This is a genomic window from Sphingomonas sp. BK481, assembly GCF_014194875.1.
Classification (GTDB): domain Bacteria; phylum Pseudomonadota; class Alphaproteobacteria; order Sphingomonadales; family Sphingomonadaceae; genus Sphingomonas; species Sphingomonas aerolata.
The window spans coordinates 102356-129062 of record NZ_JACIAP010000006.1 but is presented as its reverse complement, the minus strand read 5'-3'; the positions used below and the strand labels follow the sequence as shown (position 1 = coordinate 129062).

At 67.5% G+C, this 26707-nt stretch carries 20 protein-coding genes; 14 read left to right on the top strand and 6 right to left on the bottom strand.

What is annotated here, in order from left to right:
• The first annotated feature begins 60 nt into the window (after positions 1–60).
• The 4 genes from FHY04_RS13285 to FHY04_RS13270 all read left to right on the top strand — a co-directional run bounded on the left by FHY04_RS13285 (position 61) and on the right by FHY04_RS13270 (position 6297).
• Complete coding sequence (locus tag FHY04_RS13285) at positions 61–2910, top strand: pitrilysin family protein (RefSeq protein WP_183936784.1); 2850 nt, start codon at positions 61–63, stop codon at positions 2908–2910.
• Positions 2911–2927: 17 nt separating this feature from the next.
• Positions 2928–3227, top strand: coding sequence for a hypothetical protein (locus tag FHY04_RS13280; RefSeq protein WP_031439525.1), 300 nt, complete (start codon positions 2928–2930; stop codon positions 3225–3227).
• Positions 3228–3307: 80 nt separating this feature from the next.
• A complete protein-coding gene (locus tag FHY04_RS13275; protein WP_183936783.1) occupies positions 3308–5116 on the top strand; it encodes a DUF885 family protein in 1809 nt (602 codons plus the stop codon).
• 98 nt (positions 5117–5214) lie between these two features.
• The gene (locus FHY04_RS13270) at positions 5215–6297 is read left to right on the top strand and encodes a glycosyltransferase family A protein (RefSeq protein ID WP_183936782.1); all 1083 of its coding nucleotides are present in this window, start codon (positions 5215–5217) and stop codon (positions 6295–6297) included.
• On the opposite strand, the gene FHY04_RS13265 is transcribed toward FHY04_RS13270, so the two are convergent.
• The 3 genes from FHY04_RS13265 to ykgO all read right to left on the bottom strand — a co-directional run bounded on the left by FHY04_RS13265 (position 6294) and on the right by ykgO (position 8042).
• A complete protein-coding gene (locus FHY04_RS13265; RefSeq protein ID WP_031439528.1) occupies positions 6294–6989 on the bottom strand; it encodes a murein L,D-transpeptidase catalytic domain family protein in 696 nt (231 codons plus the stop codon). The genes FHY04_RS13270 and FHY04_RS13265 overlap by 4 nt on opposite strands.
• Positions 6990–7276: 287 nt before the next feature.
• The gene (locus FHY04_RS13260; RefSeq protein ID WP_183936866.1) at positions 7277–7912 is read right to left on the bottom strand and encodes an HAD family phosphatase; all 636 of its coding nucleotides are present in this window, start codon (positions 7910–7912) and stop codon (positions 7277–7279) included.
• A 4-nt stretch (positions 7913–7916) separates the two neighbouring features.
• On the bottom strand, positions 7917–8042 hold the full coding sequence (gene ykgO / locus FHY04_RS13255; protein WP_003046794.1) for a type B 50S ribosomal protein L36: 126 nt from the start codon (positions 8040–8042) through the stop codon (positions 7917–7919).
• Positions 8043–8199: 157 nt separating this feature from the next.
• Between ykgO and FHY04_RS13250 the strand changes: the two genes are divergently transcribed.
• From FHY04_RS13250 to FHY04_RS13230, 5 genes are all read left to right on the top strand, one after another.
• Entirely contained in the window at positions 8200–8814 is a 615-nt protein-coding gene (locus FHY04_RS13250; protein ID WP_107931619.1) for a hypothetical protein, read from the top strand.
• Positions 8811–9962 (top strand): M14-type cytosolic carboxypeptidase, encoded by a 1152-nt coding sequence (locus FHY04_RS13245; protein ID WP_260171518.1) that lies wholly within the window; start codon positions 8811–8813, stop codon positions 9960–9962. The genes FHY04_RS13250 and FHY04_RS13245 overlap by 4 nt, the downstream gene beginning before the upstream one ends.
• A gap of 91 nt (positions 9963–10053) precedes the next feature.
• On the top strand, positions 10054–10740 hold the full coding sequence (gene gpmA / locus FHY04_RS13240; protein WP_183936781.1) for a 2,3-diphosphoglycerate-dependent phosphoglycerate mutase: 687 nt from the start codon (positions 10054–10056) through the stop codon (positions 10738–10740).
• Positions 10741–11019: 279 nt separating this feature from the next.
• Positions 11020–11475, top strand: coding sequence for a 5-(carboxyamino)imidazole ribonucleotide mutase (gene purE / locus FHY04_RS13235; RefSeq protein WP_056408927.1), 456 nt, complete (start codon positions 11020–11022; stop codon positions 11473–11475).
• Positions 11476–11486: 11 nt separating this feature from the next.
• Positions 11487–12554 carry a 5-(carboxyamino)imidazole ribonucleotide synthase gene (locus FHY04_RS13230; protein WP_183936780.1) on the top strand — a complete coding sequence of 356 codons (1068 nt, stop codon included), beginning with the start codon at positions 11487–11489 and terminating at the stop codon, positions 12552–12554.
• A 19-nt stretch (positions 12555–12573) separates the two neighbouring features.
• Here the strand turns inward: FHY04_RS13230 and FHY04_RS13225 are convergent, their stop codons facing one another.
• A complete protein-coding gene (locus FHY04_RS13225) occupies positions 12574–15180 on the bottom strand; it encodes a glycoside hydrolase family 9 protein (protein ID WP_183936779.1) in 2607 nt (868 codons plus the stop codon).
• Positions 15181–15454: 274 nt separating this feature from the next.
• Here FHY04_RS13225 and FHY04_RS13220 point away from each other — a divergent pair, with 274 nt between their 5' ends.
• The 5 genes from FHY04_RS13220 to FHY04_RS13200 all read left to right on the top strand — a co-directional run bounded on the left by FHY04_RS13220 (position 15455) and on the right by FHY04_RS13200 (position 22086).
• Complete coding sequence (locus FHY04_RS13220) at positions 15455–16186, top strand: acetylxylan esterase (RefSeq protein ID WP_311724823.1); 732 nt, start codon at positions 15455–15457, stop codon at positions 16184–16186.
• A gap of 79 nt (positions 16187–16265) precedes the next feature.
• The gene (locus FHY04_RS13215) at positions 16266–17669 is read left to right on the top strand and encodes a family 43 glycosylhydrolase (protein WP_260171517.1); all 1404 of its coding nucleotides are present in this window, start codon (positions 16266–16268) and stop codon (positions 17667–17669) included.
• A gap of 158 nt (positions 17670–17827) precedes the next feature.
• Positions 17828–19405 (top strand): alpha-N-arabinofuranosidase, encoded by a 1578-nt coding sequence (locus tag FHY04_RS13210; RefSeq protein ID WP_183936777.1) that lies wholly within the window; start codon positions 17828–17830, stop codon positions 19403–19405.
• Between the two features lie 51 nt (positions 19406–19456).
• The gene (locus FHY04_RS13205) at positions 19457–20524 is read left to right on the top strand and encodes an alpha/beta hydrolase family protein (protein WP_260171516.1); all 1068 of its coding nucleotides are present in this window, start codon (positions 19457–19459) and stop codon (positions 20522–20524) included.
• Complete coding sequence (locus tag FHY04_RS13200; RefSeq protein ID WP_183936775.1) at positions 20521–22086, top strand: glycoside hydrolase 43 family protein; 1566 nt, start codon at positions 20521–20523, stop codon at positions 22084–22086. Before FHY04_RS13205 ends, FHY04_RS13200 begins: the two co-directional genes overlap by 4 nt.
• Before the next feature lie 17 nt (positions 22087–22103).
• Here FHY04_RS13200 and FHY04_RS13195 read toward each other — a convergent pair whose 3' ends face one another.
• Positions 22104–24008: an NPCBM/NEW2 domain-containing protein gene (locus FHY04_RS13195; RefSeq protein ID WP_183936774.1), complete on the bottom strand. Its 1905-nt coding sequence runs from the start codon at positions 24006–24008 to the stop codon at positions 22104–22106.
• Positions 24005–26677, bottom strand: coding sequence for a glycoside hydrolase family 3 C-terminal domain-containing protein (locus FHY04_RS13190; RefSeq protein ID WP_260171515.1), 2673 nt, complete (start codon positions 26675–26677; stop codon positions 24005–24007). Before FHY04_RS13190 ends, FHY04_RS13195 begins: the two co-directional genes overlap by 4 nt.
• Between the last annotated feature and the right edge of the window lie 30 nt (positions 26678–26707).

The following is a 26707-nucleotide window of genomic DNA, read 5'->3' as shown; positions in this document are numbered from 1 at the left end:
GGGGCGGCAATCCACTGTTATACCTTGGTATAACAGTCGTCGTATCCCGGGGGAAAATCCATGTCGTTGAAGCTCTTGGCCCTAGCTGGCGTCGCCACCGCCGCGCTTGTCGCGCCCGTTGGCGCGCAGGTCGCAAAGCCCGCACCGGTCGCCGCGCTGGTGACGTCGGTCGATATTCCCTATCAGCAGTTCACGCTGAAGAACGGGTTGCGCGTGATCGTGCACACCGACCGCAAGGCGCCGGTCGTCGCGGTATCGGTCTGGTATGACGTCGGGTCGAAGCACGAGCCGCAGGGCCGCACGGGCTTTGCGCATCTGTTCGAGCATCTGATGTTCAACGGCAGCGAGAATGCGCCGGGCGATTTCTTCGCGCCGCTGAAGGAGGTCGGGGCAACCGACTTTAACGGTACGACCTCGTTCGACCGGACCAACTATTTCGAGACGGTCCCCGCCGCCGCGCTCGAGCGCGCGCTGTTCCTCGAGAGCGACCGGATGGGGCATCTGACCGGCGCGATCACGCAGGGCGTGCTCGACGAGCAGCGCGGCGTCGTCCAGAACGAGAAGCGCCAGGGCGACAACCAGCCTTACGGCCTCGTCCAGTACAAGCTGTTCGGCGGGCTGTTCCCCGCGGACACGCCCTATGGCCACACCCCGATCGGGTCGATGGCGGATCTCGACCGCGCCAGCCTTGCCGATGTGAAGGACTGGTTCCGCTCGCATTACGGCCCCAACAATGCGGTGCTTGTGCTCGCGGGCGACGTCGATGCCGCGACCGCGCGGCCGCTGGTCGAGAAATATTTCGGCGATATCAAGACGGGACCCAAGTCGGTCCTGCCGACCGTCACCGTGCCGACACTCACCGCACCGGTAAACGAAGTCATGAAGGACCGCGTCGCGGCGGTGATGATCACCAAGAACTGGGCAGTGCCGGGGATGCTCGATCCCGATGCCGCGGCGCTCGACGTCGGCGGTACGGTGCTGGGCGGGCTCGCCTCGTCGCGGCTCGACAATGCGCTGGTCCGCAAGGAGAAGCTCGCGGTCAACGTGTCCGCCGGCTATAGCGACATGGCGCAGATCGGCATGTTCACGATCCGCGCGATCGTGCGGCCGGGCGTCGACCCCGCAGTCGTGTCGACGCGGCTCGACGAGATCCTTGCCGACTTCCTGAAGACCGGACCGACCGCGGACGAGATCCAGCGCGTCCAGACACAGGCGGTCGCTGGACGAATCCGCGGCTATGAATCGGTCGGCGGGTTCGGCGGCAAGGCGGTCGCGCTGGCGGGCGGCGCGCTCTATGCTAACGACCCGGGCCACTACAAGAAGGAGCTGGCGGCGATCGCGGCGCAGACGCCGGCGAGCGTCAAGGCCGCCGCGACGCGCTGGCTGACGCGCCCCGCCTATACGCTGACCGTGGTCGACGGCGAGCGCGACAAATATGAGGAGGCGGTCGTGCCGCCCGCGGTCGCGGTGAAGCCCGCGGCAGAGACGCCGGTCAAGGGCACGCGCGCGGGCGGCATCCCCGCGGTCGGCACGCTGACCGGGCTTGCCTTCCCTGCGGTCGAGCGTGCGCGGCTGTCGAACGGGATCGAGCTCGTCTATGCGCGGCGCGATGCGGTGCCGATCACGCAGGTGGTACTGAGCTTCGACGCGGGCTATGCCGCGGATGTCGCGGACAAGCTTGGCACGCAGCAGCTGACGCTGAGCGTGATGGACGAGGGGACGCGGACGCTCGACGGGATCGCGCTGGCCGAGGCGCGCGAGCGGCTGGGCGCATCGATCGGGACGGGCACCTCGCTCGACCGGACGACGCTGTCGATGAGCGTGCCGAGCGCGAACCTGACGCCCGCGGTCGCGCTGTTCGCGGATATCGCGCGCAATCCGGCCTTCGCGGACGAGGAGGTCGGCCGGGTCCGCAACCAGCAGCTGGCCGGCATCCAGCAGGAACTGACCAGCCCGCAGGGCCTGGGCAACCGCGTGATCGGCAAGCTGATCAACGGCGATACCCCTTACGGCAAGGCACAGGGCGGTGGTGATCCGAAGGCGGTCGCCGCGCTGACGCGCGCCGACCTGGTCGCGTTCCAGCAGGCGTGGTTGCGCCCCGACAAGGCAAAGATCTTCGTCGTCAGCGACCGCCCGCTCGCCGAGGTCAGGGCGGTGCTCGACCGCGGGTTCGGCGACTGGACGGCGCAGGGGCCGGCGGGCGTCAAAAGCTTCCCGACGACGCGCACCCCGCTGACGCCGAAGATCGTACTGGTCGACCGGCCCAACAGCCCACAATCGCTGATCCTCGCGGGCCAGCGGACCGGGTTGAAGGGCAGCGACGACATGCTGGTGTTCAACACCGCGAACGACGCGCTGGGCGGCAGCTTCCTCAGCCGGATCAACATGGACCTGCGCGAGGAGAAGCACTGGTCCTACGGCGCGGGCGGGCGGTTCCAGACGGCCGCGTTCGATGCGCCCTATGGCATTTCGGCCGGGGTGCAGGCGGACAAGACCGGCCCGTCGATCACCGCGCTGCAACAGGACGTGACGCAGTTCGTGACGACAAAGCCGATGACCCAGACCGAATTCGGGCTGGCGATCGACGGCGGGATTCGCGCGCTGCCCGGCAGCTTCGAGACGTCGGGCGCGGTGCTCGGCGCGATGCAGCAGAATGATTTGTTGAAGCGCCCCGACGATTATTACGCGACGATCACGCGACGCTACGGCGCGCTGACCCTGCCGCAGCTGAACACCGCGATCGCGGGGGTGATCAACGTGAAGAAATTCACCTGGGTGGTCGTCGGCGACGCCAAGACGGTCAAGCCGCAGCTTGACAGCCTGGGGTTGCCGGTCGAGGTCGTGAGCGCGGCTTCGGTCGCGGGGCTGCCGGTGGTTCCGGTGACGCCGCTTGCGGCCAAGGCCAAGTAATCGAAGGAGAGAATAGCATGGCAAATGTCGATGGCAGCTGGGATTGCGTCGTGAAGTCGCCGCTTGGCGATCAGAAGATGACGCTGACCGTGAACAGCGCGGACACCAGCTTTTCGGGCGCGGTGTCGGGTGCGATGGGCGGCATGGATGTGACCGGCGAGGTCGATGGCGATACGCTAAGCTGGAAGCAGGCGATGACCGTGCCGATGCCGATGACGCTCGACTGCAAGGCGACCGTCGATGGCGACACGATGACCGGCACCGTCGGTGCAGGCGCCTTCGGCAGCTTCCCGCTGTCGGGAACGCGCACCGCTTGATCGCCTCTGGCATCACGACGTGACGAAGAACGGCCCGTCTTCCCGGTGGAAGGCGGGCCGTTTGCATTTCGGAGAGTGGGATGAGTTTGAAGATCCATCGCCGCGCGGTGCTTGCGGGCACGATGCTGGGCGGCGCGGCATCGCTGGTACCGGTACTCGCGCAGGCGGCAGAGACGCCCGCGACGCAGCTGTCGCGGCTGTTCGACCAGCTCGTTCAGGCGCAGTTGCGGCGCAGTCCCGAGAGTGCGACCTCGCTCGGGCTCGACACCGGCGCCAATGCCGATCTGCGCGCGAAGCTGTCAGACCCGTCGGCGGCGGGGATCGCTGCGGCCAAGGTGCAGACAAGGGCCGAGCTGGCGCAGCTCGCGGCGATCGACCGCACCGGGCTGTCGCCGGCGGAGCGGATCGACCTCGACTGCGTAGTCTATACGCGGCGGTCGGCGGCGGCGGTGCAGGCGTTCGATTTCGGCGGCACGTCCTATGGCCCCAGCCCCTATGTCGTGTCGCAGCTGTCGGGTGCGTATCAGTCGGTGCCCGATTTCCTCGACACCAAGCACCGGATCGAGACGAAGGGTGATGCCGACGCCTATCTGCAACGGCTCCAGGCATTTGCCGGACAGATCGACGCGAACACCGCGCGCATGCGGCATGACGCGGGCGTCGGCGTCGTCGCCCCCGACTTCATCCTCGACCTCGCGCTCGACCAGATGACCAAGACGCGCCAGCCCGCAAGCGAGGCGCTGGTCGTGCAGAGTCTCGTCCGGCGCGCGGCGGCCAAGGGGCTGGGCGAAAGCTATGGCCGCGATGCCGCGCGGATCTATGACGCGGCGGTGCTGCCCGCGCTCGACCGGCAGATTGCCGCGACCCGCGACCTCCGCCGGGCGGCCACGCATGATGCCGGCGTGTGGAAGCTGAAGGAGGGCGCCGCCTTTTATCCCGCCGCGTTGCACGCAACGACGACGACCAATTTGTCACCCGACGAGGTGCACAGGTTCGGGCTCGACCAGGCGAAGATGCTGTCGGCGCAGCTCGATACGCTGTTGCGCAAACAGGGGTACAGCAAGGGGAGCATTGGTGCGCGGATGGCGGCGCTCTACAAGAATCCCGACCAGCTCTATCCCAACACCGATGCGGGCAAGCGCGAGGCGATCGCCTATTGCAACGACCGGCTCGCGGCGATCCGCGCGAAACTGCCAAGCGTGTTCGAGCGGATGCCGCCTTACGGGTTCGAAGTGCGGCGCGTGCCTGCGCAGACCGAAGCCGGTGCCGCCGCGGCGTTCGCACAACCACCGGCGATCGATGGCTCGCGCCCGGGGCTGGTCTATTTCAACCTGAAGGACAGCGCCGACTGGCCCAAATTCTGCCTCGCGACGACGGTCTATCACGAGGGTCTGCCGGGGCATCAGATGGAGAGCGGGCTTGCGCTGTCGAACACGCGGCTGCCGCTGATCCGCAAGATGACGAGTTTTTCGGGCTATGGCGAGGGCTGGGCGCTTTACGCCGAACAGCTCGCGGACGAGATCGGTATGTATGACGACGATCCGCTCGGGCGGCTCGGCTATCTGAAGTTCCAGCTGTTCCGCGCGAACCGCTGTGTCGTCGATGCGGGCATCCATCACCTGCGCTGGACCCGCGAACAGGCGATCCGTCATTTCATCGACGCGGAGGGCTTCGCGACGCGCGAGGTCGAGCGCTATTGCGTCAACCCGGGCCAAGCGGCGAGCTACAAGCTTGGCCATTCGGTGTTCGTCGATATCCGCGAGCGCGCCAAGGCGAAGATGGGCACGGCGTTCGACCTCAAGGCCTATCATGCGGCGGTGCTCGCTTATGGTCGCGTACCGCTCGATATGCTGCGCGAGATCGGCGATGCCTGGATCGCGAAGGGCTGAGCGAAGGACACGCTCAGCGGCGTGCCGCGTAACTCTACGTAATCGCCCGTTAAAGCCTGACCGTGCAAGGCGAGGGGGATGCCGAGCGCTCCCCCTCGATGACGCGTGCCGTCCGCCCCAGGCCCGATCCGGTCATCAGCGTCGTCATGCCGGTGTATAATGGCGCAGCCTTGTTGCCCGCCACGCTCGACAGCCTCGCCGCGCAGTCTTTCACCGATTTCGAGGTGATCGTCGTCGACGACTGCTCGACCGACGCGACCCGCGCCTGCGTTGCGGGCTGGTCCGATCCGCGCGTCAGGCTGGTGGCGATGCCGGTCAATGGTGGCCCGGTGCTGGCGCGCAACGCCGGGGTCGCTGCAGCGCGAGGCCGCTATATTGCCGCGCTTGATGCCGATGATCTGTGCCGCCCCGACCGCTTCGCCCGTCAGGTCGCGTATCTGGAGGCGAAACCGGCGACCGTGCTGCTCGGGACGGCGGCGGACCTGCTCGTGGACGGCGTCATCAGGCCGTCCGAGCATGCCGCGATCACCACGCCGATGCTCATCGACTGGCTGACAGGAATCGAGAACCCGCTGATCTGGTCATCGGTCATGATTCGCGGCGACGCGGCGCGGCGGCTCGATCCGTTCATGCGGCCCGAACGGCTCTATGCGGAGGATTTCGACCTGTATCAGCGGATCCGCCGGTTCGGCGCGATCGCGCGCCTCGACGAGCCGCTGATGGTGTACCGCGTGCACGCGGGCGGGGTCTCGAAGCGGTTCACCGAGCGGATGGAGACCGTGGCCGCGGCGATTTTGGCAGAGCGGCATGCGGATCGGTTCGGCGAACAGGCGCACCCGATCGCGGTGCTGATCGTGGCGCACATCCTGGCACGGCGCGCGGTGCCCGATCGCGCTGCGTTGACGGCGCTGGGCAGCGCATTGGGGGCGATCCAGGCCGAGTTTCTCGCACGGCATCGCTGTTCGGGGGAGGATCGCCGGCTGATCCGATGGGAAACCGCGCGGCGCTGGTGCGGTGTCGGGCGGGCCGGCCTGCGCGCGGGGACGCTCGGGGTCGCCGACCTGCTTGCCGCACGGCCGGCGCATCTCGGGCTTGGCTATGCCGGGCTGCCCGCGCTGTTATGGTCCGGGGCGATCGGCGGCGTACGCCGCGCGATGCGCCAACCGGCGTGTGCGCCTTAGACCTTCGCGGCGAAGATCATCCGACCCTGACCCAGGCGTGCAAACACCTGGTCGAGATCCTTCTCGCCGACCGCGAAGCAGCCCTGGCTGCGGCCGAGCATGCCGTGCGACGCGATCATGTCCTTGTTCGCATACCAGGCCGAATGGACGACGATCGCCCGACCGAGTGCGTTGTTGTTGGTGCGATCGAGCCCGATCAGCCGCTGCGACCGGCCATGTTTGCCGACGTAATAATCGTCGGTCACGAAGGCGCCTTCCGACGACGCATTCGAGCCGAACGCGTTCGAGAAGCGCTCGAGATAGCCGGTATGCGCCGGGTCCGAACCGCTGCCGTGAGACACGAGCAGCGACGTGCTGCGGCCGCTGGCGAGGTCGACGAAGTGGAACCGCGGCTGCGACGACGAGGCGGTGAAATCGGCGATCGCGATCCGGTCGTGATGCGGGATCCGGCTGCCGTTGCGACCCAGCGCGGCCATCGCCTGGCGCAGCAATTCGGGGCGCACGACGCGCGACGACGAAATCGGCATCGCCGGCGAACGCGGCAATGGTGGCTGAGTCATCGGCTTCAAATCGCGTGCCGTAAGACGTTGTGTTGCAGATACCGCACTCGGAACTGCAAGTGCACCGGCCAATACAAGACCGTTCTTTAGAATGGCACGACGATCTCGCCGTGCGCCCTGTTCATCGTACATCGAAATTCCCGAAAAACCCCAATCCCGTGACCCTCTCTATAGCGTAGAAATGATGAACATTCCTCAACCATTTCCACCAGTTGTCGTGATGTTCCTTCTGTCCGCCCCGGGAAGGAGGCGGTTCGTCGTAGGCGCGTGCGCGGCGAGGTGACTCTCCGGCTGGCCAGCGGCGTCGGAGTGGGTTGCCATATCGGGCGACACGATCGGTCCTGACGCGGCACATCCGATGCGCGGTCTTGGGGCGTTTCTATGGGAAGTACGGGCGCGCATTGTCGTGCGCGCACGGTTCAGCGCGGGCGCGTTTCGCCCGTAGCGGCAATCGGCAGGCCAAGCTCGACGAGTCGCGAGCGGAAGCTGGCGGCGTCGGTGAAAAGCACCGATTCGATCCCTAGCGCGCGTGCGGCGGCGATATTGGCCGGATTGTCGTCGACGAACACCGTCTCGTCCGCACGCACGCCGAATCGATCGAGCGCGAGCCGATAGATGGCGGGGTCGGGCTTCACGATCTTCTCGTCGCCCGACACGACGATGTCGCGGAAGCGGTCGAACATCGCCGATTCGCGGGCGCGAAACGGCGGCCAGAATTCGTGGCTGAAATTCGTGATCGCGAACAGCGGTATGTCGGCTGCGTCGAGATCGCGGACGAGTTCGTGCATCCCCGCAATCGCCGGGCCGATACTCTCGCTGAAGCGCGGGCCCCAGACGGCGATCAGGTCGGCATGCTGCGGATGCAAAGCGGCCAGCTCCGCCGAGGTGTCGGCGAAGTCGCGGCCAGCATCATGCTGGAAATGCCAATCGATCGTGACGACATCGCGCAGGAACGCGTCGAGCGCCCGATCGTCATCGATCAGGCGCTCGTACAGGATCCGGGGATCCCAATCGTACAGGACACGACCGACGTCAAAAATGACGCTGGTCTTCAGGGGTTTAGCCCTGGCGTGCCTTGAAGCGACGGTTGGTCTTGTTGATGACGTAGGTACGGCCACGACGACGGATCACGCGGTTATCGCGGTGACGATCCTTGAGCGACTTCAGGGAATTGCGGATCTTCATGATCGATTCGCTTCTTTTCAAATCTAGGTGTGCGGAAAGACGGGATCGCCTAATGGCGGGGTGTGTCCAAGTCAAGCAACAGACGCACTCGTTCCGGCCGGGAACCCTCCCGGCTGGTCCAAGCGTTACTGTAGCGCAACATTCTAAGGAAGTCCCGATGGCGGTTCGTTCGATCATGGTTCTCGCGCTGGCGGGCGCATCCCTCACGGCCTGCGCGACCGGTCCGTCGCTGCCGCCGACCGAGGTCTTGCGCTATCACCTCGGCGAGCCGCTCGACCGCGGCACGATCGCGGTCCAGCCGCTGACCGCGGGCGCGCCTGCGAGCCTCGAGTTCAAGAGCTATGCCGCCGCCGTGCAGGGCCAGCTGATCAAGGTCGGGTACAACCCGCCCGCGCCGGGGACGAAGCCGCTGCTGGTCGCGACCGTCGCCTTCACGCGTACCACGCAGGCGGGGCCGCCCAAGCGGTCGCCGTTCAGCGTCGGGATTGGCGGCGGTGGCTTCAGCGGCGGCCGGGGCGGCGGCGGTGTGGGGCTCGGCGGCGGGGTCGGCTTCCCGATTGGCGGGGGCGGCCGCGACGCGATCCTGGTCACCGAGATGGCGGTGACGATCAAGCGGTCGCTCGACCAGTCGCCGGTCTGGGAGGGGCGGGCGCAGACCTTCGCTGACGCGAGGAAGCCCGATGCAACGAGCCAGATCCAGGCCGAAAAGCTCGCCAGCGCGCTGTTCGCGGGGTTCCCCGGCGAGTCCGGTCGCACTATCCAGGTGAAATGAACGATCGCCCGATGACCGCCGCCGCCGCCACGCCTCTCGCCATCAACGCCGCCTTCGATGGCGGCAATATCCGCCTCGTGCGGGTCGATGGCGACCGGATCGACCTGGAAATCGTCAACGACCGCGACTCCGACTATTTCCAGTGGTTCTACTTCCGCGTGGCGGGGGCGGCGGGCCGCACGCTGACTTACCGGATCCTCAATGCCGGTCGTTCGGCCTATCCGTTCGGCTGGCCCGGCTACAAGGCGCGCGCGAGCACCGATCGGCAGGCGTGGCGGATGATCGAAACGCGCTACGCCGATGGCGTGCTCGAATTCGATTTCACCGCCGGGACGGACCTCGCCTGGTTCGCCTATTTCGCGCCGTACACGATGGAGATGCATGCGGCGCTGGTCGCGCGGACCGCCCTGCTGCCGGGCGTCACGCACCGCGAGCTTGGCCAGTCGCTCGACGGGCAGGCGATCGATGCCTTCACGATCGGCACCGGGCCCAAGCAGGTCTGGATCTATGGCCGCCAGCATCCCGGCGAATCGATGACCGAATGGTGGATGGAAGGCGCGCTGGAGCGGCTGACCGATTCGGCCGACCCGGTGACCGCGACGCTGCTGGAAAAGGCGACGTTCCACGTCGTGCCGAACATGAACCCCGACGGCACATACCGCGGGCATCTGCGCACCAATGCGGCCGGCGTGAACCTAAACCGCGAATGGGCGACGCCGAGCGCGGAAAAGAGCCCCGAAGTCTTGTGCGTCCGCAACGCGATGGACGTGACCGGCGTCGACGTCGCGATGGACATTCATGGCGACGAGGCGATCCCGGCGAACTTCATCGCGGGCTATGAGGGCATCCCGTCCTGGACCGATGCACATGGCGAGAAATTTTACGATTATGGCCGCCGGCTCGCGGCGCACACGCCCGACTTCCAGACCGAGAAGGGCTATCCCAAATCCGCGCCCGGCACCGCCAACCTGTCGATGTCGACCAACCAGCTTGCCGAGCGCTTCGGCGCGGTGTCGATGACGCTCGAGATGCCGTTCAAGGATCACGACGCGAATCCCGATGCCGAATATGGCTGGTCGCCGGAACGGTCGAAGCAGCTTGCGCATGCCATGCTCGAGACGCTCGCGGATGTAATCGACACGATCTGATCCCTAACCGTCAGCCTGACTTTCGTCAGGATGACGGTTAGGGGGCAATCGCCGCATTTCCATTTCGTCCTTCGCCATTGCAGGAGCCCGCATGCCCAAACTCGTCCTGATCCGCCACGGCCAGTCCAGCTGGAACCTCGAAAACCGTTTCACCGGCTGGTGGGATGTCGACATGACCGCCAAGGGCGAGGGCGAGGCCAAGGCGGCAGGCGAGCTGATGGCGGCCAAGGGGCTCGATTTCGACCAGACCTTCGTCAGCCTGCAGACGCGCGCGATCAAGACGCTGAACATCGCGCTCGAGGCGATGGGGCGGCTCTGGCTGCCGGTTGAGAAGGACTGGCGGCTGAACGAGCGGCATTATGGCGGGCTCACCGGGCTCGACAAGGCCGAGACCGCCGCCAAGCACGGCGACGCGCAGGTCCATATCTGGCGCCGCAGCTTCGACGTGCCGCCGCCCCCGCTCGAGGATGGCAGTGAGTTCGACCTGTCGAAGGATCGGCGTTACGACGGTATCACCATTCCGAAGGCCGAGAGCCTGAAGGACACGATCGATCGCGTGCTGCCCTATTGGGACGCGCGGATCGCGCCTGCGCTCAAGGACGGGCAGCGCGTGCTGATCTCGGCACACGGCAATTCGCTGCGCGCGCTGGTCAAGCACCTGTCCAACATCCCGGACGACGAGATCACGAGCCTCGAGATCCCGACGGGTCAGCCGATCGTGTACGAACTGGACGCGGACCTGAACGCGACCGATCGTTATTATCTGAGCGAGCGGTAAGCCCTTCTTCTCGAATGACCCACGCCGGCGAGATGCGCCACCCCGGCGAAGGCCGGGGCCCAGTTGGAAAGGTCGCAGTAACGGGGCGACGTGCTTCGTTGACGGCATCCCCCAACTGGACCCCGGCCTCCGCCGGGGAGGTGCGGTCGGAAATGGTGGCAATCGCGTTTGCCGGTCGATCCGTACGATGCCACCAACAGCGTTGCCCTCGTCCCCCCGCGTCGCTAGGCACGGCGCTTCCTGAAGCGGGGGGCGAAATTGGCTCTAGTCGGCATCATCATGGGCAGCACCTCCGACTGGGAGACGATGCGCCACACTGCCGAGACGCTCGATGCGCTCGGTGTCGCGTACGAGACCAGGGTCGTGTCCGCGCATCGTACGCCGCAGCGGCTTTACGACTATGCGACCACCGCCGCCGATCGGGGCCTGAAGGTCGTGATCGCGGGCGCGGGCGGCGCGGCGCATCTGCCCGGCATGGCGGCCTCGATGACGCACCTGCCGGTGCTCGGCGTGCCGGTCGAATCCAAGGCGCTGAAGGGCATGGATAGCCTGCTGTCGATCGTCCAGATGCCCGGTGGCATCCCGGTCGGCACGCTGGCGATCGGCAAGCCGGGTGCGATCAACGCGGGGCTGCTCGCCGCGGCGATCCTCGCGACCGCCGACGACGCGTTGGCCGAGCGGCTGAAAGCCTGGCGCGCCGCGCAGACCGACTCCGTCGCCACCGACCCAGCCTGAAAGACGCCGACATGACGCCGCTTCCCCCCGGATCGACCATCGGCATCCTTGGCGGAGGTCAGCTCGGCCGGATGCTCGCGACCGCCGCAGCGCAGCTCGGCTATCACACGCATGTGCTCGCCCCCGACCAGGAAAGCGTCGCCGCGCAGTCCGCCTCGACGATGACGCGCGCCGATTATCACAACCGCATCGTGCTCGCCGATTTCGCCGACGCCTGCGACGTGGTGACCTACGAATTCGAGAACATCGCGGTCGAGCCGGTCGAATGGCTCGCCGACCGTGTGCCCGTGCATCCGAGCCCGCGCGCCTTGCGGGTGGCGCAGGAGCGGATCGGCGAGAAGCGCTTCGTCGAGAGCGTCGGTGGCCGGCCCGCGAAATGGGCGGCGGTCGACAGCCTTGCCAGCCTGCGCGAGGGACTGGCGCGGGTCGGGACGCCTGCGGTGCTCAAGACCGCGCGGTTCGGCTATGACGGCAAGGGGCAGGTGAAGATCGATGCGCCCGAGGGTGCACAGGACGCTTGGGATGCAATCGGCGGCCCCGCGGTGCTCGAGGCGTTCGTGCCGTTCGAGCATGAATTCTCGATCCTGATCGCGCGCGGGCTGGATGGCAGCATCGTCCGCTACGCGCCGCCGCTCAACCTCCACCGCGATGCGATCCTGCGGCACTCCACGGTGCCCGCGCCCGCCGCGGTGCTGGCGCAGGCGGACGAGGCGGCGGCACTCGCCGAGCGGATTGCAACCGAGCTCGACTATGTCGGCGTGCTGGCCTGCGAATTCTTCGTCGGCGCGGACGGGCCGGTGTTCAACGAGATGGCGCCGCGGGTGCATAATTCGGGGCACTGGACGATCGAGGGCGCCGAATGCTCGCAGTTCGAGAACCATATTCGCGCGATCTGCGGCCTGCCGCTCGGCGCACCGACGCTGACCGGGCGCGAGGCGACGATGGAGAATCTGATCGGCAGCGACGTGGATCGCTGGCAGGATCTGCTCGCCGAACCGGGCGCGCATCTCCACCTCTACGGCAAGGGGACGGCGCGGCCCGGCCGCAAGATGGGTCACGTCACGCGGGTGCGGCGCTAGGCGCGGCACCCGCTGCGCGTCACTTCGCCGGGGGCTTGCCCGCGAGATCCTGCATTGCGTGCGCCAGTTCTATCCACATCGCGCCCTCGGGGATGACATATTCATTCTCGCCCCAGAAGAACGGCCAGTCCTCGTGATTCTCGGGGAAATCGGGCTTCACGATCAGGACGCCCGGCACCACGCCGCCGGCGATGAACGAGAAGTCGGCGCGGTTGTTGCCGTAAGCGACCTCCTTCGACACGGTGCCGACCCCCGACACGAACGAGATGTCCGAACCGGGGTGATGCCCCAGCAGGAACTCCGCACCGCGGAACACCGGATCGGCGGGCATGATGTCCGGAAACGCCTTGTGCAGCGCATAGGCGTTCAGCGCACCGGCGATCACCGTGCCGCTTCCGGCCCAGCCGCCCGTGGTGATCGGCACGCCGAACGGGTTTGCCGCGGCCGCCTTGACCGTCGCGGCCGCATAGGCGCGGACCGCGGGGATCATGCCCTCGCGATAGCTTTGGGGCATGAGCGGGATCGCGGCGACGGCATCGCGCAGGTTGAACGCGAAGCGCCGTTCCATCGCCGGCCATAGCGTCTGGACCGCGGTGGCATAGCGCGGGTCGCGGGTCGTGCGCAGCAACTCGACAGCGGCGGCGAACCGCTCCGAGTCGAGCGGGCCACCGGTGGTGTTGCCATGCTGGTACAGGTCGGGGGCATGCGTCTGCTCCTCTGCCCAGATGCGCGTCGCGATTCCCAGCGCCGTCTTTGCCAATGCCGGATCGGCCTCGCCAAGTGAGCGCGATGCGGCGGCAAGCGCGGCGATCGAACCATAATTGAGTGCCGAGGCCTTGGTCGTGAAGGCCCAGCGATCATCGGGGGTGCCGCTGCGGCCACCGCGTTCCTCGCCGAGCTTCAGCGCCGGATCGTGGATCAGCCCGTCGGTCTTGGTCGATGCGTCGCCGAGATGCGTATATTGCGCGACGTCGGGCTCGACGATGCCGTGGATGGCATGACCGACCGCATCGAACTGGGCAACGAGCTGGAGCGTGCCGTGGCGGATCTGCTGGAGCAGATCGGGCGTGCCGTCGGGGACGTGAATTTCGGTCCGGCGACGGGTCCAGTCGACCGCGGTCGTGTCGCGCGTCGGGCGCCATTGCTCCCAGGTGTCGACCAGCGACCGGACGACCTGATATTGCGACTGGGTACGGATGTCGAAATCGCCCGCGTCGAACCAGCCCCCGACCGCAAGACCGGGGATATGCTCCCCCGGCTTGTACTTCGTGTCGGTGGTCGGCCCCTGCGCGTAGAGGTCGATATGCTCGTGGTTCAGCGGCGCCTGGCGTGCATCGTCACGATGCGCGTCGCCATGCCACACGCGATAGCCCTCGTTCACGTACATGTGATCCATCGCGACGGGGAAGTAGACGTCGAGCGTCGGATGCCATGCGCCGGCATAGACGTCGTCGGCGATGCGGAACGGCGCGGTGCGCGTCGCGCCATATTTGAGCATATAGAGGCCGGGCTGGCGGACGTCGCTGAAATCCAGCTGGCGATAGCTGTAGCGCAGATAGTCGCCCCAGCGGGTCGCCGGTGCGGTCTTGACCGTGGTCGTGCTGCCATCGGCGCCGACCCGCAGCAGGCGCGCCGGTGCCGTCGTGCGATCGTTGCGATCGAGCTCGATCGTCGCGACCTTGCGTGCGCCGGGGGCATAGCCGAGCTGCGAATGCGCGATCACGGGCGCGCGCAGCCAGCCCGGGACGCTGTTCGGCTGAACCTCCCATTCGAGCACGGTCCCGATCCGCCCGGCGGGGAGGAGCGAGCGGAGCACGAACCAGCCATTCTGCGCCTGATTACGACCGTCGAACAGCTGCACCGGCGCGCTCGAGCGGATCGTCACGCGGCGGGCGGGATCCTCGGGCGCGAGGACTAAGCGGGTGCCCTGCGCAATGGCGTTCGGCTCTGCGCCCGGCCCCTCGGCGCGACCGCTCGCCGCATTGCGCTGTGGCGTCGCGGTCATCGTGTCGGCGGGGTGCAGCGGGAAGACGCCGCTGCGATCGTCCGCGATATAGCCGTGGTGAAAATAGGCGGCGGGGAGGAATTCGAGGTTGAATCCCGCCTTGCCCGCAAGCGCCGCGGGAACGGGCGCGTCGAGGATCACCGCCAGCGCGACGGCCGCGCCCTTGGTCGAGGAGCGGATCCGGTATCGCCAGTTATAGTCGGGATATTCGAGCGTGACGGTGACGGTGCCGGCCGCGCGATCGACCTGCCGGTCGACGAATCGCGCGGTCGCATCCCATTGCCCCGGCGTGGCGGACAGGCGCACGTCGCCATTGGTCGCGATCCGTTCGCCCTGCTGGATGATCTCGACGCCGCTGATCTTCGAATCGGCGAACAGCCCGTCATACCAGTTCGAGAAGACCAGCACGTTGACGGCCGGTGCCTCGTAATAGCCCGCCTCGCCAAGCGTCGGTGCAACCGCGTCCGGGCGCGCGGCCCGACCTGTGTGGGCAGGCGCGATGCGTGGTCGTGCGGTGGCATCCTGCGGGGCTGCGGCATCGCGCGGCAGCGCGCGCGCCACGCCGGGCGTCGCGGTCGAAACCAGTGTCCCCAGCAGGCAAAACCAAGCCGTTCCCGTCATATACCCTCTCCCAAGTCCCGGTATCGCCGATTGCTGATCGGTCAATCTTACTCAGACTATAGCGCTAACTTTCGACGGCGCTACCATGTCATCAGGCCTTGGAAAGCCAACCGATACGCGGCTGGACATGATAGCGGTATCGACTTACGTTCCCGCCTTACGAGCAGGGCAGGCATCGGGCGAAGGCGCCGGTGGATCGACCCGATGCCGTGGCGGAGGGAGAGAGATGACGGGGCTCATCACCGATCGAAGTCGCGCATCGCGGGGATCGCTTGTGCACTGGGCATGCGTGCCGTTGCTGGCAGGCCTGTCGCCCGGCACGGCGGCGGAGCCTTTGGCGACGCCGGGTTCGAACGCAATCACCGCCGTGGCGGATCCCCAGACTGCGGCCAGACCGATACCGCCCGCGCTGGCGCCCTATTTCACGGCGGTGTCGGAGGCGACGACGACGCCCGACCGCGACGGCTTTCTGCGCCGCTGGTTGTTGCTCGAACCGATCGCCAAACCCAATCGCACGAACACCGGCTTTACCGCCACCTATGTCCGGCAGGCCCTGACCGCATCCCAGCCGGGGTCGCCGGCCGCAATCCCGAGGGACGGGCAGATCGAAGAGGCCGCCGGGCCACTGCGCTGGCATGCGCTTGATTCGAAAGGGTTCGACGTCAAGCTGTTCGACTTCGCCAAGGCACTGGGGGCGCCGACCTATGGCGTGATATTCTGGGCGGTGACGATCGTCGACAGCCCCCGCGAGCAGCGCGACGTCCGCCTGGCGGTCGGTTCGAACGCGGCATCGATCTGGTGGCTGAACGGCACCGAGGCGGTCGGGCTGTTCAACGACCGTCGCATGGTGATGGACGATGTGCTGTCGGATCGTCTGACGCTGCGCAAGGGAAGCAACGTCATCCGCGGCGCGGTGATCAACGGCCCAGGGCTGAGCAGCTTCTGCGTCCGCTTCGTCGACGAAGCCGGCCGTCCGATCACCGATCTGACGACCCATGTTCGATAGTCCCCGTCGCGATACCGCGGATCGGCAACAGCGAGGTACCCGGATGCGGTGCGGACTTATCGCCGTGTGCCTGGGAATCATGGGCGCAGCGCCCGCCGCCGGGCAATTGGCGGGCGAACCCTTCATCCACGATCCCTCGACCGTCACGCTGTCGGACGGGAAATACTACACGTTCGGCACCCGCGGCGGCGGGCTGGTATCCGACGACGGCTGGACCTGGCATGGCGGACCCGAGCGGCCGGGCGGCGGGGTGGCGCCCGACGTCATCCAGATCGGCGACCGCTATTACGTTGCCTATGCGGTCGGCGGCGGGGGCATGGGGGGCGGCCATGCCAGCCAGGTCAAGATGATGTGGACGCTGTCGCTCGATCCGGCATCGCCGCGCTTCAAGTTCCACGACATCGGCGTCGTCGCGTCGAGCGACGGTGTCGAGACCGCGGATGCGATCGATCCCGCGTTTCTCTACGCCGAGGGGCGGTTGTGGCTGACCTACGGCACGTATTTCGGCCCGATCCGGATGATCGAACTCGACCCGAAGACGGGACTGCGCATGGCGGGCAACGCCCCCGTCGACGTGGCGATCGACATGGAGGCCACCGCGATGCTGTATCGCGACGGCTATTATTATCTGCTGGGGACGCACGGCACGTGCTGCGACGGGCCCAATTCGACCTATCACATCCGTGCCGGCCGGGCGCGCAGCCCGCTTGGCCCCTATCTCGACCATATGGGGATCCCGCTGCTGCGGGGCGGCGGCAAGATGGTCGTCAGCGCGCGCGGTCGCCGCATCGGACCGGGGCATTTCGGACGGATCGCGCTCGCCGGCGGGGTCGAGAAGCTGTCGCTGCATTATGAAGCCGATATGGATCGCAGCGGACGGAGCGTCCTTGCGATCGAACCCCTGCGGTGGACCGACGGCTGGCCAGTCGTGGGCGAGACGGTGGCGCCGGGCACCTATGAGATCGCCTCCGAGCGCAGCGGCTATGCCTTGAGTCTGGCGACCGATATCGTCCGCATTCCGTTCGACGTCCGCCGCAGTTTCATGGCCGCCGCGACCGATCCGGTCGGGCCGATCCCCGACCAGACGCTGGCTCAGGATTCTGCCGACTGGCCACGCGGGCGGATCCGGGTAGATCTGGCGGACTATCTGGTGCGGCCGCATCAGTTGTGGACGATCACGCCGGTGCCCGCGGCGGGGGGCTATTTCGGCGCCCCCTATTACCGGATCGCGATCGCAGGCACGTCGCGCATGCTCGCCGCCACCCCGAACGGGGAGGTTGAGACGATCACCGCCGCCACCGCAGACGCCGAGCCCCTATGGCAGATCGATCAGCTCACCGACGGCAGTTACCGGATCAAACCGAAGGTCGTGCCCGGCGACGGGCGCGATCTCGCGCTGGTCGCGATCGGTGCGAGCACGCCGACACTCGCGGCCTTCGATCCGGCAAGCCCGGCGGGACGGTGGACGTTCAAGCGACCCTGACAAGGCCGTCGGTCGCCGAGCGGAGTTGACGGATGCGCAGAGTCGACTACTCCTACTATTAACTTCAAAAGACGGGGCCTCGCCAAGGGGCCGAAAGGGAGAGCATGAACCGGATCAGTCCTCGCCTCGCACGGTCGTGCGCCATCCGCCCTCGTCGCATGGGACGCATCACCGCCGCGTCGTTGCTCGCGCCTTTGATCCTTGCGGGCACGGCGCTGTCCGGCGCCGCCGCAGCGCAGACCCTGTCGGCGGAAACGGCCAGTGCGACATTGCAGGCCGACAAGCCCGGCCCGCAGATCCACCGCGACGTGTTCGGGCAGTTCGCCGAGCATCTCGGTCATGGCATCTATGGCGGCATCTGGGTTGGCAAGAACTCGCGGATCCCCAATGACGGCGGCTATCGGCGCGACGTGCTCGCGGCGATGAAGGCGATCAACGTGCCGATGGTGCGCTGGCCCGGTGGCTGCTTCGCCGACGAATATCACTGGCGTGACGGGATCGGTGCGACCAAGGCGCGGCCGACCAAGGTCAATACCAACTGGGGCGGCGTCAACGAGGATAACAGTTTCGGCACGCACGAATATTTCGGGCTGATGGACCGGCTGGGCGGCAGCACCTATGTCTCGGCCAATGTCGGCAGCGCACCGCCCGCCGAGACCGCGCAATGGGTCGAATACATGACCGCGCCGCAGGGTACCACCGTGCTGGCCAAGGAGCGCGAGCGCAACGGCCACGCCGCGCCGTGGAAGATTCAGTATCTCGGCATCGGTAACGAATTATGGGGCTGCGGCGGCAACATGCGCGCCGAATATGCCGCCGACCTGACCAACCGCTATGCCCAGTTCGCCAAGTCCGCCAACGGCCCGATGCTCAAGATCGCGAGCGGCCCGAGCGATTCCAACTATGAATGGACCGAGGCGATGATGCGCATCGCCGGCAAGAATATCGACGGACTCGCGCTGCATTATTACACGCGTCCGCGCGACAAGAACTGGGCCGACAAGGGGCCGGCGCTGGGCTTTGCCGAGCGCGAATGGGCAAGCACCATGGCGCACACGCTGCAGATGGAGGAGTTCATCACCAAGCATTCGGCGATCATGGACAAATATGATCCGGCCAAGCGCGTGATGCTTGCGGTCGACGAATGGGGGACATGGTATGACCCGACGCCGGGCAGCAATCCGGGCTTTCTCGAGCAGCAGAATTCGGTGCGCGATGCGGTCGTCGCGGGGCTCAACATCAACATCTTCGCGCGCCATGCCGACCGGGTGAAGATGGCGGCGATCGCGCAGATGGTGAACGTGCTGCAGGCGATGCTGCTGACCGACGGCGCCAGGATGGTGAAGACGCCGACCTATTGGGTGTTCGACCTGTACAAGCCGTGGCAGGGCGCGACGTCGTTGCCGATCACGCTGACTTCGCCCTGGTATCACAAGGACGAGGTGGCGGTGCCCGCGGTCAGCGCGTCGGCGGTGCGCGACGCGGCAGGGCAGGTGCATGTCGCGCTGGTCAACCTCGACCCCAATCGGGCGATGCCGGTCTCGGTCGCGATGACGGGGTTGCAGGCGACCCAGGCGAGCGGCCGGATCGTCACCGGTCCGACGATGGACGCGCATAACAGCTTCGATTCGCCGGATGCGGTGACCCCGCAGCCCTTCGCCGATGCCCGGATTGCGGGCGGGACGCTCAGCGTGACCGTCCCGGCAAAGTCGGTGCTGGTGCTCGATCTGCGCTGACCGGCCGGCCGGGCATGACGTGTTCGGCAGTGACGATGAATGGGGGATGCGATGCGGAATCGGTGTGTAGCATGGCTGCTGGGTGCGGCGCTGGGGCTGGCGTCGATCGGGAGTGCGGGCGCGCAGGTGAAGACCCCGGCGCCCGCGGTCGTGCCGGGGGCGAAGGCCGTCACGGTCGAGCGCATCACCGTCCATTCCCCCGCCATCACCGGCAATCTGGAGGGGAATAGTCCCGACCGCGCGGTCATCGTCATCCTCCCGCCCGGCTACCGGACCAGCCCCGGCAAGCGCTATCCCGTGGTCTATGCGCTGCACGGCTATTCGATCGGCGTGGAGCAATGGATCGGCGAGATCCATGTGCCGCAGACCATCGAGGGGGCGTTCGCCAAGGGCGTCCGCGAGATGATCGTCGTGCTGCCCGACAGCAAGACGGTGCACAACGGATCCTTCTATTCGCGGTCGGTGACGGTGGGCGATTTCGAGGCCTTCGTCGCGCACGATCTGGTGGCCTATGTCGACACGCATTACCGGACGATCGCGGATCGTCGCAGTCGCGGCCTCGCGGGGCATTCGATGGGTGGCTATGGCACCGCACGGATCGGGATGAAGCATGCCGATATTTTCGGCGCGCTCTACATGATGAGCCCCTGCTGCCTGTCGACACGCGCGCTGGGCACCCCCGATGCAGCGGTCGAGGCCACGATCCGGGCGTTGAAATCGCCCGCCGACGGCGCGTCGCTGCCCTGGGGCGTGCGGGCGCAGCTCGCCACGGCCGCCGCCTGGTCGCCCAATCCCAAGGCCCCGCCGCTCTATCTCGACCTGCCCGTCAAGGACGGCCGGCCCCAGCCCGACGTGACCGCGCGCTGGGCCGCCAACGCCCCGCTCGCCATGCTCGACCAATATGCCAGTGACCTGCGCCGCTATGCCGCGATCGGGATCGACGTGGGCGACCGCGACGGCCTGAAGGACGACGCGGTCAAGTTTCACGAGGCGCTCGATCGCTACGGCATCGCCAACGGCTTCGCGATCTATCCGGGCGATCATACCAGTGGCGTCGCGGGACGTGTGCAGGACCAGATGATGCCGTTCTTCGCGCGCGCGCTGGCGTTCGGCAAATGAAGGCGGGATCGGCGATCACCGCGGGCCTGCTCCTCGCGACCGCGGCCTCGGCGCAGGTCTGGCGGTCGGATCAGGGTGATGGCAGCTACCGCAACCCGGTGCTCTATGCGGACTATCCGGATCCCGACATCATCCGCGTCGGTCGCGACTATTATTTCGCGTCGACGACCTTTGCGAACACGCCGGGCATCACGATCCTGCACAGTCGCGACCTGGTGAACTGGACGATCACGTCGCATCTGGTGGCGCGTCTCGAGGGTCGGCCGCAATATGACCTGGTCGGCGGCAATGCCTATCGCAAGGGGCTCTATGCCTCGAGCCTGCGCTATCACGCGGGCACCTATTATCTGGCCAATACGCCGGTCGGGCAGAATACGCGGATCTGGTATGCCAGGGACGTCCGCGGCCCGTGGCGCTACCATGAGCTCGATCGCCAGGCGTTCGATCCCGGCCTGTTCATCGAGCCCGACGGCCGCGCCTATCTCGCCACCGCGAGCACCGCCGACGGGACGATCACGCTGCTGACGCTCGATCGTGCGCTCGCGCACGTCACGGCATCACGCAAGATCCATTATATCAAGGGGGCCGAAGGGTCCAAGCTGCTGCGGCGTGGCGACTATTATTATCTGTTCAACGCGCTGCCGCCGCGGCTTGCGCTGTCCGTATCGCGGTCGCGCAGCCTGTTCGGGCCGTGGGAAACCCGCGACCAGATCGACGACACGACCGGTGGGCACCAGGGCGCGCTGGTCGATCTGCCGGACGGGCGCTGGTTCGGGTTCGTGATGGAGGATAGCGGCGCGATCGGGCGGATGACCAATATCAGCCCGGTCTTCTGGCGCGACGATTGGCCGATCTGGGGGACCCCCGCCGCCCCGGGCCGCGTGCCGCGTCAGGCGGCCAAGCCGATCGCGGGCCATCGCTTTGCCGAGCCTGCGACGTCGGACGACTTCGGCGGGCGGCGGCTCGAGCTGCAATGGCAGTGGAACCATAATCCCGAACCGGAACGTTGGTCGCTTGCCGCACGCCCCGGCTGGCTGCGGTTGCGCCCGACCGTGGCGGAGCGGTTCTGGACCGCACGCAACACGCTGACGCAAAAGGGGCAGGGGCCTGCAAGCCGCGGCGAGGTGAAGCTTGATATCGCTCGTCTGGCACCCGGCGACCGCTGCGGCTTTGGCACGCTGGGGCAGATCAGCGCGAACCTGACCGTGACGCGCGACGCGAACCGCCGCGCGCGGGTCGCGATGGAGGTGTCGACCGACCGGGTCGAGGGGGCGCAGACCGAAACGCGTGCCACCACCGACCTGCCGCCGGGCGATACGCTGTGGCTGCGCACTGACATGGACTTCACGACGAGCCGGGGCCGGGTCGCCTATAGCGCAGACGGTGTTCGTTGGACGGGCCTCGGCGGTGACTTCCCGCTCGCCTTCGCATGGCAGACAGGTACGTTCCAGGGCGAGCAGTTCGCGCTGTTCTGCTACGCGCCCGCCCGCAGCACCGGCTGGATCGACATCGACAGCTTCCGCCTCTCACGACTGCCGCCGGCGGGCGGCGCGACCCGATAGGGCGGCGCCACCCGCTGTTATCGCAGCAGCGCCGCCTCCGCCCAGGCGACGGGTTGCGTCGCGGTCGAGGTGCTGCCGCGGGCGACGAGTTCGACGATCCGCACCCCCTTGATGTCCGCGCGCAGCGGCGCGGCGACCATGCCGAACGCCATCGCCGGCGAGGTCGCGAGCAGGCGCCCGTCGCCCCAGACCTCGAACGTGACCGTGCCGGCTTTGGGGGTGCCGGAATCGTTGACGCCGACCTTCGTTGCGAAGCGCGTGAACCCGGCATTGCGCACCTCGAGACGCGACTGACCGAGCACGCCGAGCCCCGTGTCGAAGTCCGTCCCGGCGATCCGCAACAGCTTGCCAAAAGGTGCCCGGTCCGCCTCGGCTCCGCCCCAGCCGCCATATTGCGGATGCTCGCCCGGGCCGTGCGTGCCGATCCAGGGGGTGATCGAATGGTGGATGGTCGGATCGGCCTGGGGCGATGCGACCCCGTCCACCGCCGGATTGACCCGCCCGGTCTGTTCGGAAAGATAGAGCCCGTCGGCAAGACGCCGGGTGCCGGCGGCGCGGAACACGCGCGTCTCGTGCGGGGCCAGCGACAGGGCCATGTCCTTGCGGAAGCTGCTGTCCGCCTTGCTCCACAGGTCGCGCAACCGGACATCGGTATCGGGCCGCAGCTTGAGATGCTCGGCGGTCAGCGTCGCCTTGGCGGGCTGCGCGGTCCGGTTGACGACCGCGACGCCCTTGCTGCCGTCGGCCAGCGTCTTGACGAGGATCTGCACCTCGTCCGAGTCATAGGCGAGCACCGCCTGATTGCCGGCCGGGTCCTGGTTCAGCCCGACGATGTCGGCATTGCCGAAGATCGCGAGCAGATCGGGCGTCAGCTTGCGCAGGTCATAGCCGATGATCAGCGGCGAGTTCAGCATTGCCCAGAGCGTGAAATGCGCCCGCGCCTCGACGAGATGGCTGCGATCGAAATCCCCCGACCCGACGAACAGCATGTCGGCGTCGTTCCACGACCCGGGATGCGCATAGAGCGCACGGTGCGTCACGGTGTCCATATTGGTCAGCATGCGCGGCCAGAGCGGCTGGATGTCGTCGCTGGTGCGCGAGGTGTTGCCGACGTCCTTGCCCCAGGCGCGCACGTCGCCCGCGCCCCAGAGACATAGCGAATAGACATAGGGCCGTCCCGCCGCCTCGGCGCGGATCGCCGCCCCGACATCTTCATAGAGGCGGCGGATACCCGCCACGTCGGACCGGCCGAGCGACTGCATGTCGACCAGCGGTGGCAGCGCGCGATAGAGACCCGATCGCACGCGCGGCGCGTCCGCGGGCAACCCCCGGATACCGCAGGCATCGACCTTGATGAAATCGAAATTCCAGTCGCGGAAATAGGTCTTCATGTCCTGATCGACATGGCCGTAGAGCCCGACTTCGCGTTCGGCGACACTGCCTTCAGGCTGGTTCTTGAAATCGGGGGTGTAAATCTGGCCGCAGCTGTTGCGGCCGATGTCCGAATAGATCCCGGCCTTCAGCCCCATCGCGTGGAGCCGGTCGGTGAGCGGGCGGAAGCTGGTGTCGGGGCCGGTCGCCGCAGACGGGAAGTGGCTGGTGCGGATGATCATCCGCCCGTCGGGCTGGCGGCGCTTCAGCCACCAGCCGTCGTCGATATTGACGTAGCGATAGCCGAGCGTTGCCAGCTTCGTGTCGACCAGCGCCTGCGCGGAGGCGAGCACCTTCTCCTCGTCGACATCGCTGTTGAACGCGTTCCACGAATTCCAGCCCATCGGCGGGACGGGGGCGTGGCCATCGGCATTCGCGCTCCACCGGCCGGTCGCCGCAAGCGGATCGCGGGGGGCGGCATGGGCGGGCGGGGCGGCGGCACCGGCGAATGCGAGCGCGGTGCCGAGCAGCAGGACCGAGCGGGCGATCATAGCGGCAGCGCCGCGGAAGCGCGCGCGGTGAAGCTTGTCGTCGTGCCCGGAACGCCGGTGCCGGGCTGGCCCGACCCCAGCGTCACGCGGTACGTGCCGGCGGCGACCGATCGCGTGCCGTCGAGCGCGACCGAACTGAGGTCGCGCGGCGACAGGTCGAAGCTGAGCATGCGGGTTTCTCCGGGGTTGAGGTCGACGCGGCGAAATCCGCGCAGCGCGATCCGCGGCGTGCCGGGCCGGTCGGGGAAATCGAGGTAGAGCTGCGCGACTTCGGCGCCCGCGCGCTTGCCGATATTGCGGAGCCGCGCGGTGACGCGGATGCCGGTCTCCGCTCCGCCCGGCGCAGGTTCGACCCGGATCGCGTCATAGGCGAAGCGCGTGTAGCTGAGCCCCGCCCCGAACGGATAGACCGGCGTGCCGGTGAAATAGCGATAGGTGCGTCCGGCCATCGCATAGTCGCCGAACGGCGGCAGATCGGCAACGCTACGGTAGAAGGTCAGCGGCAGCCGACCCGACGGATTGGTCCGGCCGGTCAAGATATTCGCCGCGGCGAGCCCGCCCTGTTCGCCCGGGTACCAGGCCTCTAGGATGGCGGCCGCGTGATCCCTGGCCCAGGCGAGATTGATCGGGCTGCCGTTCATCGCGACCAGCACGATCGGCTTGCCCGCGGCGCGCGCCTGTTCGAGCATCGCGATCTGGTCGGCCGGAAGGTCGAGCGTGGTCTTGTCGCCGCCGGCAAAGCCCGGGACGCTGACGCCGGTTTCTTCGGCTTCGAGATCGGAGGTAAGGCCGACGACCGCGACGACGATGTCGGCCGCCGCAGCGGCGCGTTTCAGCGCGGCGGTCGGATCGTCCGATACGCGTTTCCAGACGAGATCGCCGCCGCCGCCGTCGACCTCGATGCGGTAGCGTCGCCCGGCGGTGAGCGTGAGCGTCTTCATCCCGGGCAGATCGTTCCAGCGCGCCTTGCGACGGTCCGACACGACCACCCCGTCGACTTCCAGCACGCCACCCCCGCCCGACAGGCCGAGGCGATAGGTGCCGGTTTCGGGGGGGATGAGGAATCCGGTCCGGATCGTCCGGTGCACGTCGGCGACCCCGGCCAGCGCGAGCTGACGGTCGCCGACATCGGGTTCGATCCGGGTCACGATGGGGGTGTCCCGATAGCGCACCGCCGCGACGATCGCGTCGCGCGTGCCGGGGGCAAAAGCGGTCGGCAGCGGGGCGACCGGGTTGTAATAGCGTGCGAGCACGCCCGGCTTGCCATCGGGGGTCTGCAGCGCGGAGGTCGGAACGCGGTCGCCGTCGGTCACCGACTCGCCGAACGGGACCAGCGTGATTCTGTCAGTGCCGAGCGTCGTGCGCAGGCCGTCGACGATCGAGACGGGCGGTCCCGACAAGGGCGATGCGTAATTGCCGCGCAACACCCGCGTGGCGTCGCCCAGCGGCCCGATCACCGCGACCTTCGTCCCGGCGCGCAGCGGCAGGACGCCGTTATTCTTGAGCAACACCATCGACCGTTCGGCGGCGGTCAGCGCGAGGCGGCGATGCTCGGCGGCACCGACCGCGTCGACCGGCACCGCCGCGGGCGCGCCGGCCAGACCGGGCAGATCGCCGGTGCGGTAGCGCGCCGCGAACAGCCGGACGAGGCTGCGATCGATATCGGCCGGGGTAACGAGGTCGCGCTGCAACGCGGTGCGATAGCGGGCGTCGAGCCCCGCCGTGTCGCTCAGCGTATCCCCGCTGCATTCATTGTCGACTCCCGCGCGCAGTGCCGCGGCGACCGCGGCCGCGCCGTCGGGGGCATATTTGTGGTTGTCGGCAATGTCCTTCACCGCGTCGCAATCGGACACGACATAGCCCGAAAACCCCCAGGCGCCGCGCAGATGCGTCTTGAGCAGCGGGTCGCTGGCACAGGCGGGCTGACCATCGATGCGGTTATACGCGCACATGACCGACCCCGCCTGTCCGTCGACGATCGCCGCGCGGAACGCCGGCAGGAACGTATCCTCGAGGTCGTGCGCCGAGACATAGACATTCGCCTGGTGTCGCGTGGCTTCCGGCCCGCTATGGACGGCGAAATGCTTCGGCGTGGCGATGACCTGCGGGTGCTCCGGATCGGGGCCCTGCAGTCCGCGGACGAGGGCGACGCCCATCGCCGCGGTCAGGACGGGATCCTCGCCATAGGTTTCCTGGCCGCGTCCCCAGCGCGGATCGCGGAAGATGTTGATGTTGGGGGACCAGCTGTCGAGCCCGGTTCCGATATGCCCGACCCGCCCGGTTTCGCGCGCGAGCGTGTGGAGCCCGCGGACCTCGGTGCTGATCGCGCCTGCTACCGCCTGGACGAGCGGCGAATCGAAGCTGGCGGCCAGACCGATCGGCTCGGGGAAATTGGTCGTCGCGATCGGCCCCAGCGCGCCGTGGAGCGATTCCGTCCACCAGTTATAGGCCGGAATGTCGAGCCTCGGGATTGCGGGCGCGACGTTGAGCAGTTGGGGCAGCTTCTCGTCCGCGCGAAGCTGCGCGACGAGCGCGGTGGCCATGACCGTGGCCTGGTCGGGCGCGGCCGGGCTGGTCTGCGCAGCGACGGGGGCCGCGACGAGCGCCATCGCAAGCGCGAGCGACGGGCCGATTGCCGCGCGCCGGGTGGGCATCATAGTCTTGCGCATCATCGTCTCCCCCATGCTCGCCGGACGTCG

Coding starts and splice junctions, on each gene's coding strand:
- ykgO (WP_003046794.1), bottom strand. CDS start 8,042: ATGAAGATCCGCAATTCCCTGAAGTCGCTCAAGGATCGTCACCGCGAT.
- FHY04_RS13210 (WP_183936777.1), top strand. CDS start 17,828: ATGGGACGCATCACCGCCGCGTCGTTGCTCGCGCCTTTGATCCTTGCG.
- gpmA (WP_183936781.1), top strand. CDS start 10,054: ATGCCCAAACTCGTCCTGATCCGCCACGGCCAGTCCAGCTGGAACCTC.
- FHY04_RS13195 (WP_183936774.1), bottom strand. CDS start 24,008: ATGATCGCCCGCTCGGTCCTGCTGCTCGGCACCGCGCTCGCATTCGCC.
- FHY04_RS13215 (WP_260171517.1), top strand. CDS start 16,266: ATGGGCGCAGCGCCCGCCGCCGGGCAATTGGCGGGCGAACCCTTCATC.
- FHY04_RS13225 (WP_183936779.1), bottom strand. CDS start 15,180: ATGACGGGAACGGCTTGGTTTTGCCTGCTGGGGACACTGGTTTCGACC.
- FHY04_RS13270 (WP_183936782.1), top strand. CDS start 5,215: ATGACGCGTGCCGTCCGCCCCAGGCCCGATCCGGTCATCAGCGTCGTC.
- FHY04_RS13275 (WP_183936783.1), top strand. CDS start 3,308: ATGAGTTTGAAGATCCATCGCCGCGCGGTGCTTGCGGGCACGATGCTG.
- FHY04_RS13280 (WP_031439525.1), top strand. CDS start 2,928: ATGGCAAATGTCGATGGCAGCTGGGATTGCGTCGTGAAGTCGCCGCTT.
- purE (WP_056408927.1), top strand. CDS start 11,020: ATGGGCAGCACCTCCGACTGGGAGACGATGCGCCACACTGCCGAGACG.
- FHY04_RS13190 (WP_260171515.1), bottom strand. CDS start 26,677: ATGCGCAAGACTATGATGCCCACCCGGCGCGCGGCAATCGGCCCGTCG.
- FHY04_RS13245 (WP_260171518.1), top strand. CDS start 8,811: ATGAACGATCGCCCGATGACCGCCGCCGCCGCCACGCCTCTCGCCATC.
- FHY04_RS13265 (WP_031439528.1), bottom strand. CDS start 6,989: ATGTACGATGAACAGGGCGCACGGCGAGATCGTCGTGCCATTCTAAAG.
- FHY04_RS13230 (WP_183936780.1), top strand. CDS start 11,487: ATGACGCCGCTTCCCCCCGGATCGACCATCGGCATCCTTGGCGGAGGT.
- FHY04_RS13200 (WP_183936775.1), top strand. CDS start 20,521: ATGAAGGCGGGATCGGCGATCACCGCGGGCCTGCTCCTCGCGACCGCG.
- FHY04_RS13250 (WP_107931619.1), top strand. CDS start 8,200: ATGGCGGTTCGTTCGATCATGGTTCTCGCGCTGGCGGGCGCATCCCTC.
- FHY04_RS13205 (WP_260171516.1), top strand. CDS start 19,457: ATGCGGAATCGGTGTGTAGCATGGCTGCTGGGTGCGGCGCTGGGGCTG.
- FHY04_RS13285 (WP_183936784.1), top strand. CDS start 61: ATGTCGTTGAAGCTCTTGGCCCTAGCTGGCGTCGCCACCGCCGCGCTT.